The sequence below is a fragment of the Streptomyces sp. NPDC002884 genome (assembly GCF_040295245.1).
GTDB lineage: Bacteria > Actinomycetota > Actinomycetes > Streptomycetales > Streptomycetaceae > Streptomyces.
In genome coordinates this window covers 542,971-552,809 of sequence record NZ_JBEOVB010000004.1, presented here as the reverse complement: position 1 = coordinate 552,809, position 9,839 = coordinate 542,971, and the positions used below count along the sequence as shown (strand labels likewise).

Below are 9,839 nucleotides of genomic sequence, written 5' to 3'. Positions count from 1 at the left end.
CGATCTCCGGAGATCTCCGGGCGCCCTCTCTGTCGTTCTCTGTCGCCGGTGGCCGCTCCTGGCCGGAGCGGCCACTCGCGGCCACTACTGGCCGAAGAGCGGATCCTCCGGATCCTCCGGTTCGGTCGACGGGTCGTCCGTGCTCGGTTCCGTCGACGTGTCACCCGTCGGAGTGCTGGACGGGGACGAGCTCGGCTTCGACGACGAGGACGGGGACGAACTCGCCGACGGAGAGGAGGACGGGGACGAACTCGCCGACGGGGACGAGGACGGGGACGAACTCGCGGACGGCGAGGTGCTCGCCGACGGCGACGCGGTCTGGACCGCCGCGCCCTGGTCGGTGTCCAGGTCGAACTTGGTGACCTTGGTGGAGACGCCGAAGGTGTAGGTCGCCCAGATCTGCGCCGGGAAGCCACCACCGTTGATCCGGCCCGCGTCCGAGGACAGGCCCGTCGTCGCGCCGGTCAGCGGGACCTGGGGGTGGGGGGCCTTCGCGGACTCGCCGAAGAGGCCGACCGAGGTGACCAGGTCGGGGGTGTAGCCGGTGAACCAGGCCGACTTGTTGTTGTCGGAGGTACCCGTCTTGCCCGCGACCTTCTGGCCCTTGCGCAGCGGGTTGTCCCGCACGGACTTCTTCGCCGTACCGTCGTCGACCACGCCGGTGAGCACCGAGGTGACCGAGTCGGCGGCCTCGCGGCTGACGACCTGCTCCCCGATGGGGTCGGTGTGCTTGAACGACGGGTGGGCGCTGTTCTCCGCCGACTTGATGAGCGCCGGGGTGACCTGCTTGCCGTGGTTGTCGAGGGTGGCGTAGACGCCGGCCATCTGCAGGGGGCTCGCGCCCATGGTGCCGAGGGTCTGGGCGGGCACGGCCTTCAGGTCCGCGGTGTCCATGCCGAGGTTGGCCGCGACCTTGAGCACCTCGGGCATGCCGACGTCGACGCCCATCTGCGCGAAGACGGAGTTGATGGACTTGTTCAGCGCCGTCTGGACGGTGACGTCGCCGTAGTCCTGGTCGTCCTCGTTCTCCGGGGCGAAGCCGATGTCGCTGCCGACGACCGGCCGCTTGCTGGTGCCGTCGTAGATCGTGTTGGCGGTGATCTGGTCGCCGTCCTGCGTCTTGGCGGCCTCGTCGAAGGCCGCGGCGAGGATGACCGGCTTGAAGGTCGAGGCGGGCTGGTAGTCGGTGCGGGTGGCGTTGTTGAGGTAGTGGTCGGTGTAGCTGGTACCGCCGTACATCGCCTCGACGGCGCCCGTCTTCGGGTTCACCGACACCGCGCCGGCCTGGACGTCGCCGTCGACCGAGCGCTTCTTCTTGTCCAGCTTGCTGGTCAGCTGGTCCTTGACGGCCGCCTCCAGCGCCTTCTGCTTCTTCTTGTCGATGTTGAGCTCGATGTTCCAGCCGCCGCGGGTGACCAGAGCCATGCCCGACTCGTAGTCGTCGGCGACGCCCTGGGCCACCAGCTGCTTGGCCAGTTCGGTGTTGGCCGCGTCGACGAGGTAGCCGACCTGGCCCTCCTTGCCGGGCGCCGCCTTGGGCTCCTTGGGCTCCTCGAACGTCATGGCGTCGCGCTCGGACTTCTTGAGCCAGTCCTTCTCCACCATGTTGTCGAGGACGTAGTTCCAGCGCGCGGTGACCAGCTTCTTGCCGGTGTCGGAGGCGACGGCCCAGTCGTACTGGCTGGGGGCCTGGAGCAACGCGGCCAGATAGGCGCCCTGTTGGACGGTGAGCTTCTCGGCGTCGACGCGGTAGTAGGCCTGGGCGGCCGCCTGGATGCCGTAGGCGCCGCGGCCGTAGTAGCTGGTGTTGATGTAACCGGCCAGGATGTAGTCCTTGTCCTTCTCCCGGTCCAGCTTCAGGGAGATGACCAGTTCCTTCAGCTTGCGCGTGACGGTCTGTTCCTGGGTCAGGTAGTAGTTCTTGACGTACTGCTGGGTGATCGTCGATCCACCCTGCGAGCCCTTGCCCATGAGCGTGTTGAGGACACCGCGGGTGGTGCCCTTGAGGTCGACTCCGGCGTCGGTGTAGAAGGACTTGTTCTCGGCGGCGACGAAGGTGTGCTGGACCGCCTTGGGGATCTTCGCGAGGTCGACGTTCTCCCGGTTGACCTCACCGTCGCGGGCGAGGATCGCGCCGTTGTCGTACTCGTAGACGTTGCTCTGGAGGGCGGCGTCGGGGTTGCCCTTGGGGATCGGCGTGCTCATGTACAGCCAGAGGAAGGCGCCGATGACGGCCACCACGAGGCCGAGGAAGGTGCCGAGGATCTTCTTCCAGGTGAAGAGCCGGCGTATGAAGCTCTTTTCCTTCTTGCCGGCCTTGCCCTTGGCGCCCTTGCCGCTCTTCTTCGCGCCCCGGCGGGCGGCCGCGCGGCCTCCGGTCGCGGGAGCGTTCTCGGGCGCCGCCTCGGCGGTCGCCACGGACTCCGCCGTCGACGGGGTCGTCGAGTCCGGCTCCGTCGAGCGGCCCCTGGGCGCCGCGCGGCGCCCACCGCGCTGTCGAGCTCGTCTCTCGTCCGCTCGTCCCATGAGTCCGCTCGCTCCGCTTCCTACTCGGCAGTCACACCAGTGCCCGGGGGCAGGGGCAGGTCAGCTCAGAAAGCTAACACCGCTGTCTATGACGAAGGGGCCTCGGCCCGGTCCGCACAGGGCGTGAGAATCAGCACCCCGCGCGAGGGAACCGCCCGGACGTCCCCACCGGATCCGTCCGTCCCCACCGAATCCGACGTACGAGAGTGGCACAGGGTTGCCATGAGGCGCTAAAGTGATATCACTTAGATAGGCCGCTGATTACTGAATCAGCCGGCGACGAGAAACGGGGACCCGCCATGTCCACTCACGACCCCTCGGCCACCGCCGAAGCCGCCACCGACACCGTCGACACACCCGACATGCCCGCCCCGCGTGTGCACGAGTTCCCCGCGCACAGCGTGGCCGGCGGACTCGCGCTGCTGCTCGGCCTGGTCGGACTGCTGGCCGGCGCCGGGATGGTCGCCTTCGGCGCCCAGGCGGACGCGACCGGCCTCAAGGCGGCGCTGATCACCGTCGGCATCCTGGTCGGGGTCGCCGCGTTCCTCGCGATGTGCGGGCTGAACACGGTGTCGCCGGGCGAGGCCCGCGTGGTGCAGCTCTTCGGCCGCTACCGGGGCACCATCCGCGAGGACGGACTGCGCTGGGTGAACCCCTTCACCTCCCGCGAGAAGATCTCCACCCGGGTCCGCAATCACGAGACGGCCGTACTGAAGGTCAACGACGCCTACGGCAACCCGATCGAGCTCGCCGCGGTCGTGGTGTGGAACGTGCGGGACACCGCGCAGGCCAGCTTCGAGGTGGACGACTTCCTGGAGTTCGTCGCCACCCAGACCGAGGCGGCCGTCCGGCACATCGCCATCGAGTACCCCTACGACTCGCACGACGAGGGCGGCCTCTCACTGCGCGGCAACGCCGAGGAGATCACCGAGAAGCTCGCCATAGAGCTGCACGCGCGCGTGGAGGCGGCCGGCGTCCGGATCATCGAGTCCCGCTTCACCCACCTCGCGTACGCTCCCGAGATCGCCTCGGCGATGCTTCAGCGACAGCAGGCGGGCGCCGTGGTCGCGGCCCGGCGGGAGATCGTGGACGGGGCCGTGGGGATGGTCGAGGCCGCGCTCCAGCGCATCGCCGAGCAGGGCATCGTGGAGCTGGACGACGAGCGGAAGGCGGCGATGGTGTCCAACCTGATGGTGGTGCTGTGCGGGGACAGGGCGCCCCAGCCGGTACTGAACACCGGGACCCTCTACCAGTGAGTGATCCCGCCGGGGGTCCGGCCCCCCAGCGTCGGCCGCAGCAGCGCAAGCAGGTGCTGCTGCGGCTGGATCCGCTGGTCCACGACGCGCTGGCCCGCTGGGCCTCGGACGAACTGCGGTCGGCGAACGCGCAGATCGAGTTCCTGCTGCGCAAGGCGCTGAAGGAGGCCGGGCGGCTGCCCGGCGACACCGGGCCCCTGCCCCGTCGCGGCCGGCCCCCCGGCGGCCCGCCCGCCGGACCCGCCGGACCCTCCGGACCCTCCGGACCCTCCGGACCCTCCGGACCCTCCGGACCCTCCGGACCCTCCGGACCCTCCGGACCCCCGCCGGCCTGACCGGCCGCGCCCTCGTCCCCCCTCGCGCCTCGCCCCCTCGCCCCCTCGCCCCCTCGCCCCCTCGCCCCCGACCAGGACGGAGCGGGCCGGGCACCGGGCCCGCAGGCGGCGCCGGGCCTGTGGCAGAACGGTGACAATCGGCCCTCACCTGCGTACTCCCACTCCCCGCCGCCATCTGTGCACAGGACGTATACACACCGGGTATACACCGCATGTACAGTCCTCCCCATGTCCATCGGTCACACCCTCCTGGGACTCCTGGAGTCCGGGCCCCGCCACGGTTACGACCTCAAGCGGGCCTTCGACGAGAAGTTCGGTCACGACCGGCCGCTGCACTACGGCCAGGTCTACTCGACGATGTCGCGTCTGCTGAAGCACGGGCTCGTCGAGGTCGACGGCATCGAGGCCGGCGGCGGTCCCGAGCGCAAGCGGTACGCGATCACCGACGCCGGGATCACCGACGTCGAGCAGTGGCTCGCCACGCCCGAGAAGCCCGAGCCGTATCTCCAGTCGACGCTGTACACCAAGGTCGTCCTCGCGCTGCTGACCCGACGCGACGCGGCCGACATCCTCGACACCCAGCGTGCCGAGCACCTGCGCAGCATGCGCATCCTCACGGACCGCAAGCGCCACGGCGACTTCGCCGACCAGCTGATCTGTGACCACGCCCTGTTCCATCTCGAGGCCGACCTGCGCTGGCTGGAGCTCGCCGCCGCCCGGCTCGACAAGCTGAAGGCCGCGGTGATCGCGTGAACGCCCCCGGGGGATCCCTGCTCACCGCCGAGAACCTGCACAAGGCGTACGGGCCGACGATGGCGCTGGCCGGCGCCGAGTTCTCCATACACCCCGGCGAGGTCGTCGCGGTGATGGGCCCGTCCGGGTCCGGCAAGTCGACGCTGCTGCACTGTCTCGCCGGGATCGTGACGCCCGACTCGGGTTCGATCATGTACGACGGCCGCGAGCTGGCGACGATGAGCGACGCCCGGCGCAGCGAACTGCGGCGCTCCGAGTTCGGCTTCGTGTTCCAGTTCGGGCAGCTCGTGCCGGAACTGACCTGCGTGGAGAACGTGGCGCTGCCGCTGCGGCTGAACGGCGCCCCGCGCAAGCAGGCCGAACGCACCGCACTGGGCTGGATGGAGCGGCTGGAGGTCGACGACCTCGCCAAGAAGCGGCCCGGTGAGGTGTCCGGCGGACAGGGACAGCGGGTCGCCGTGGCGCGCTCGCTCGTCACCAGCCCGCGCGTGGTGTTCGCCGACGAGCCGACCGGCGCGCTGGACTCGCTCAACGGCGAACGCGTGATGGAACTGCTCACCGAGGCCGCCCGGTCGGCCAGCACGGCCGTCGTCCTCGTCACGCACGAGGCACGGGTGGCCGCCTACTCCGACCGCGAGATCGTCGTCCGGGACGGCAAGTCGCGGGACATGGAGCGGGTCGTATGAGTCTGCGGCAGTCGACCAGGGACCTTGGCCTGGGGGTACGGTTCGCCTTCGCGGGCGGGCGTGAGGGCTGGATACGGGCCGTGCTGACCGCGGTCGGCGTCGGGCTCGGCGTGGCGGTCCTGCTGCTGACGACGGCGGTACCGAACGCGATGTCGGTGCGCCACGACCGGGAACAGTCCCGGCTGGACTGGCCGTTCGGCAGCGAGCAGCCGGTCAAGGGCGACGACACCCTGCTGATCGCGCAGGCCGACACGACGTTCCGTGACAAGGACGTACGCGGTCGGCTGGTGGAGCCGGAAGGAGCGCGCGCCCCGCTGCCGCCCGGCCTGAGCCGGTTCCCGGCCGAGGGCGAGATGACGGTCTCGCCCGCGCTCGAGAAGCTGCTCGCCGCCGACGGTTCGGCGCTGCTGCGCGAACGGCTCCCGTACCGCGTGGTCGGGACCATCGAGGAGAGCGGGCTGGTCGGCTCCCAGGAACTCGCCTACTACTCGGGCGCCACCGGGCTCGCCACGCACATCGACGGCTACGGGGCGACCCGGCTGAAGGAGTTCGGGAACCCGAACCCGTCGAAGGAGGAGACCGACCCGGTACTGCTCCTGCTGATCCTCGTCGTCATCGTGGTGCTGCTGATGCCGGTGGCCGTGTTCATCGCCGCGGCCGTGCGGTTCGGCGGTGAGCGGCGCGACCGCAGGCTCGCGGCCCTCAGACTGATCGGTTCGGACGGCCGTATGACCCGGCGCATCGCGGCGGGCGAGGCGATGGCCGGGGCGCTGCTGGGCCTGGTCCTCGGCACGGTCTTCTTCCTGATCGGCCGCCAGGTGGCGGGTTCGGTCGAGGTGATGGGCATCAGCGTGTGGCCCAGCTATCTCGACCCCTCCCCCGCGCTGGCCGCGCTGGTCGCCCTGGCGGTGCCGTCGGCGGCGGTCCTGGTCACCCTCTTCGCGCTGCGCGGTGTGGTGATCGAGCCGCTCGGCGTGGTGCGCACGGCGAAGCCCGCGCGGCGCCGGCTGTGGTGGCGGCTGCTGCTGCCCCTGGGCGGCTTCGCGATGCTCTACCCGATGATCGGGCAGGGCCAGACCAACGGCGACTTCAACCAGTACCTGGTGAGCGGCGGCGTCGTCCTGATCCTCATCGGCATCACCGCGCTGCTGCCGTGGCTCGTGGAGACGGTCGTCAGCCGGCTCGGTTCCGGTGGTGTGGCCTGGCAACTGGCCGTACGAAGGCTCCAGTTGAGCAGCGGTACGGCGGCCCGGATGGTCAACGGCATCGCGGTGGCGGTGGCCGGTGCGATCGCGCTCCAGATGCTGTTCGCCGGCGTGGACGGCGCCTACACCAAGTCCACCGGCCAGGACCTCACCCGGGCGCAGATGCAGGTCCGGGTGCCGGACGGCGCGCCGCTGGCCGCGACCGCCCAGAAGTTCACCGACACCAAGGCCGTCCGCAAGGTGACGGCCCTGTGGGAGGGCTACCTGGGCGATTCCTCCTGGAACAGCGAGAACGGCCCGAACCTCTCCACCGAGCTGACCGTGGGCGACTGCACGGCCCTGCGCGAGGTGGCGAAGCTGCCCTCGTGCAAGGACGGCGACATGTTCGTCCTCGACGGCGACGAGTACTCCGCCGACGGGCCGAAGATGAACAAGCCCGGCACGAAGCTGTACGTCGAGCCGTCCGCCTCGGGGAGCACCGACGAGGTGGTCTGGACCGTCCCCGCGGGCATCACCGAGGCCCGGTCGGTCAAGGGCCTCACCGACTACGAGCGCGGCGGCTTCCTGATGACGCCGAGCGCGCTGCCCGAGGCCGCCGCGAAGTTGGTCAACGGTGAGATCTACCTGTCGATCGACGAGTCGGTGCCCGACGCCTACGAGTACGCCCGCAACACGGCGTTCCACGTTGCTCCGCTGGCCGACCCGATGATGTGGTCGTCCACCCGGCAGGACACGAAGTTCACCACCATCCGCACCGGTCTGCTCGTCGGCTCCGCCTGTGTGCTGCTGCTGATCGGGGCGAGCCTGCTGGTCTCCCAGCTGGAGCAGCTGCGCGAGCGCCGCAAGCTGCTGTCGTCCCTGGTGGCCTTCGGCACCCGGCGGCGCACGCTGGGCCTGTCGGTGCTGTGGCAGACGGCGATCCCGATCCTGCTGGGCCTGGTGCTGGCCATGGCGGTGGGGCTGACGCTGGGCGTGATCCTGCTGAAGATGACGGACACGCCGGTGCGCGTGGACTGGGCGAGCGTGCTGTCGATGACCGGCTTCGGCGCGGCGGTCGTCCTGCTGGTGACGCTGCTGAGCCTGCCTCCGCTGCTGAAGCTGCTGCGGCCGGACGGCCTGCGCACGGAGTGAGCGGGCCGTGAGCACGCGATGAGCAGACGGTCCCTCCCCGCCCGGGGAGGGACCGTTCCGCGTTCAGAGCTGGTACTCCCGCACGACCCTGCGCACCTGGGCGAACAGCATCCCGACGTTGACGGATTTGCGGCAGACGACCACCGCGACGACGTCCTGCTGCTCGGTCATCCGCACGAACAGGTGAGTGAGATTCTCACTGTTGACGAGGATCTCCTGGAAGAAGTGGTTCTCGCTCGGGTTCCCGCGCCGCTCCTTGAAGACGTCCTCGATCATCACGACCGTACGGCCCTGGAACAGGTCGAGCGTCGCGCCCGCCAGCAGGTCCAGGACCTCGGGGGGATGGTTGTCGACGGTCTCGTAGGAGAGCAGCATGCCGGTGGACATGTCGACGACGCCGGAGGCGACGCAGTCGGGGGCATCCGTGCGCAGTGACTTGACCAGGCCCATCACCTGGTCGGAGAAACCTGGGGTCATACGTTTCGTCGCCATCCCTTCAGACTCCTTCAGCGGTCTTCACGGTCGTCTCGGTCCGGTCGGTGAGGATCAGATCGATGCGGCGCAGGGCGGGTTGGGTCGCCCGGTGCAGGCGCTCCACGTCCATGCCCTCGTCGCCGAGCACGACCATCAGCGCGGTGTCGCCGACCGCGTAGAACGCGGCGCAGCCGTGGCTGCCGTAGGCCACCGTGCGGTGCAGGGCGCCGCGGGCGGTCGCCTCCGCGGTGCGGCGGGCGAGGCCGAGGCCGGCCGCGGCGAGGGCGGCGAGGCCCTCCGGATCGATGGAGTCGGCGGTGTCGGCGGCGATGAGCAGTCCGTCCGCCGCCGCCAGCGCCGTGTCGGTGATACCGGTCACCTGCTCCCGCAGGCCGCGCATCTCCCGCGCGAGGGCTGTGTGGTCCATGAATGCAACTCCCCTAATCCTGATCGCATATGACCGTCTTTTTTCTGTGGGGGTTTACGTGGGGCTGCGTGGGGCGGTTATTTCGCCGTCGGGTTCCGCAGGCGGAAGAACTCCTTCCAGCCGGTGCCGCTGCCGGTGCCGTCCTGTTCCGTCGTGAGGGCCTCGTTGATGCCGCTGGCGCCGGGGCTGCGGCGCGGCAGGGCCGCCGCTTCCGGCACCGGCGACTGCCGGGGCTGCGGCGGGGCCGGTTCGCGGGGGCGTATGCCGTGCCCGTCGGGCGGCAGCCGGACGGGGATCGGCCGGGGCGCGTCCACGCACTCCAGGAGCCCCTCGCCCAGCATCCGGGCCACCTCGACGGTGACGGTGTAGACCCCGCGCCCGGTGCGGAAGGCGAGGTCCCGGGCGGTGCGCCGGCCGTCGGCGTGGGCGAGCAGATCGCGCTGCAGCGCGCCGAGCCGGCCGGCCGCGTAGGACAGGGAGGCGGGCACGGGCCGTTCCCGGTCCGGGCGCACGGGATACGGCTGCTCCAGGAGCGCGGTGAGCTTGCGGGAGGCCACCTGGAGCAGCCGGGTGGGCGGCTCGCCCACGGCGACCGGGGCGGGCGGCGGCCCGGTCACCGGACCGCGTTCGCAGCCGTCGACGCTGCCCGCGACGACCGCGAACACGGCGTCCTGGAGAGCCATCGCGCAGACCACCCGGAGCTGGGCGGCCCCCGCGTAGCCGTGGGCGATCAGGCCGGCGACCGGCCAGCGCACGCCGCCCGACTCACGCACCAGCCCGGCCCACTCCTCCCCGCCGATCCGGCCGGAGCGCAACAGCAGCGCCTCGGGTGCGGGGGCGCCCGGCGACTCGACCGCGACGACCAGCCCGCCGTGCAGATGGAAGGTGCCGCCGGGCGAGCCGAGGACGTGCAGTTCCCCGGTGAAGCCTTCCCGGCCGCACGCGGCAAGGTCGCGTGCCAGCAGCTCGTAGCCCGACATCACTCCCCTTGGACCTCTCGCACATACGCCTGACGCGTAGCGCTGAGGAGGGAATGTGTATCAGTC

Annotated in this window: 9 protein-coding genes; 5 read left to right on the top strand and 4 right to left on the bottom strand. The window is 70.6% G+C overall.

The window, feature by feature from the left end; genetic code table 11:
- Nucleotides 1–84: 84 nt before the first annotated feature.
- Nucleotides 85–2,526 (bottom strand): transglycosylase domain-containing protein, encoded by a 2,442-nt coding sequence (locus tag ABT070_RS12605; protein ID WP_351758523.1) that lies wholly within the window; start codon nucleotides 2,524–2,526, stop codon nucleotides 85–87.
- A gap of 299 nt (nucleotides 2,527–2,825) precedes the next feature.
- Between ABT070_RS12605 and ABT070_RS12600 the strand changes: the two genes are divergently transcribed.
- The 5 genes from ABT070_RS12600 to ABT070_RS12580 all read left to right on the top strand — a co-directional run bounded on the left by ABT070_RS12600 (nucleotide 2,826) and on the right by ABT070_RS12580 (nucleotide 7,892).
- Nucleotides 2,826–3,782, top strand: coding sequence for an SPFH domain-containing protein (locus ABT070_RS12600; RefSeq protein ID WP_351758520.1), 957 nt, complete (start codon nucleotides 2,826–2,828; stop codon nucleotides 3,780–3,782).
- Complete coding sequence (locus tag ABT070_RS12595; protein ID WP_351758518.1) at nucleotides 3,779–4,117, top strand: type II toxin-antitoxin system antitoxin; 339 nt, start codon at nucleotides 3,779–3,781, stop codon at nucleotides 4,115–4,117. The genes ABT070_RS12600 and ABT070_RS12595 overlap by 4 nt, the downstream gene beginning before the upstream one ends.
- 228 nt (nucleotides 4,118–4,345) lie before the next feature.
- Nucleotides 4,346–4,870: a PadR family transcriptional regulator gene (locus ABT070_RS12590; RefSeq protein ID WP_351758516.1), complete on the top strand. Its 525-nt coding sequence runs from the start codon at nucleotides 4,346–4,348 to the stop codon at nucleotides 4,868–4,870.
- Entirely contained in the window at nucleotides 4,867–5,556 is a 690-nt protein-coding gene (locus ABT070_RS12585; RefSeq protein ID WP_351758513.1) for an ABC transporter ATP-binding protein, read from the top strand. Before ABT070_RS12590 ends, ABT070_RS12585 begins: the two co-directional genes overlap by 4 nt.
- A complete protein-coding gene (locus ABT070_RS12580) occupies nucleotides 5,553–7,892 on the top strand; it encodes an ABC transporter permease (RefSeq protein WP_351758510.1) in 2,340 nt (779 codons plus the stop codon). The genes ABT070_RS12585 and ABT070_RS12580 overlap by 4 nt, the downstream gene beginning before the upstream one ends.
- Nucleotides 7,893–7,955: 63 nt before the next feature.
- On the opposite strand, the gene ABT070_RS12575 is transcribed toward ABT070_RS12580, so the two are convergent.
- The 3 genes from ABT070_RS12575 to ABT070_RS12565 form a co-directional block, all read right to left on the bottom strand.
- Nucleotides 7,956–8,384, bottom strand: coding sequence for a hypothetical protein (locus tag ABT070_RS12575; protein ID WP_351758507.1), 429 nt, complete (start codon nucleotides 8,382–8,384; stop codon nucleotides 7,956–7,958).
- Nucleotides 8,385–8,388: 4 nt separating this feature from the next.
- Nucleotides 8,389–8,793 carry a roadblock/LC7 domain-containing protein gene (locus tag ABT070_RS12570; protein ID WP_171399199.1) on the bottom strand — a complete coding sequence of 135 codons (405 nt, stop codon included), beginning with the start codon at nucleotides 8,791–8,793 and terminating at the stop codon, nucleotides 8,389–8,391.
- 77 nt (nucleotides 8,794–8,870) lie between these two features.
- On the bottom strand, nucleotides 8,871–9,773 hold the full coding sequence (locus ABT070_RS12565) for a MarR family transcriptional regulator (RefSeq protein ID WP_351758505.1): 903 nt from the start codon (nucleotides 9,771–9,773) through the stop codon (nucleotides 8,871–8,873).
- Nucleotides 9,774–9,839 lie beyond the last annotated feature (66 nt).

What these genes read in the sequence shown, in the direction of transcription:
- ABT070_RS12575 (WP_351758507.1), bottom strand. Translation starts at nt 8,384, where the DNA reads ATGGCGACGAAACGTATGACCCCAGGTTTCTCCGACCAGGTGATGGGC.
- ABT070_RS12600 (WP_351758520.1), top strand. Translation starts at nt 2,826, where the DNA reads ATGTCCACTCACGACCCCTCGGCCACCGCCGAAGCCGCCACCGACACC.
- ABT070_RS12570 (WP_171399199.1), bottom strand. Translation starts at nt 8,793, where the DNA reads ATGGACCACACAGCCCTCGCGCGGGAGATGCGCGGCCTGCGGGAGCAG.
- ABT070_RS12590 (WP_351758516.1), top strand. Translation starts at nt 4,346, where the DNA reads ATGTCCATCGGTCACACCCTCCTGGGACTCCTGGAGTCCGGGCCCCGC.
- ABT070_RS12580 (WP_351758510.1), top strand. Translation starts at nt 5,553, where the DNA reads ATGAGTCTGCGGCAGTCGACCAGGGACCTTGGCCTGGGGGTACGGTTC.
- ABT070_RS12565 (WP_351758505.1), bottom strand. Translation starts at nt 9,773, where the DNA reads ATGTCGGGCTACGAGCTGCTGGCACGCGACCTTGCCGCGTGCGGCCGG.
- ABT070_RS12605 (WP_351758523.1), bottom strand. Translation starts at nt 2,526, where the DNA reads ATGGGACGAGCGGACGAGAGACGAGCTCGACAGCGCGGTGGGCGCCGC.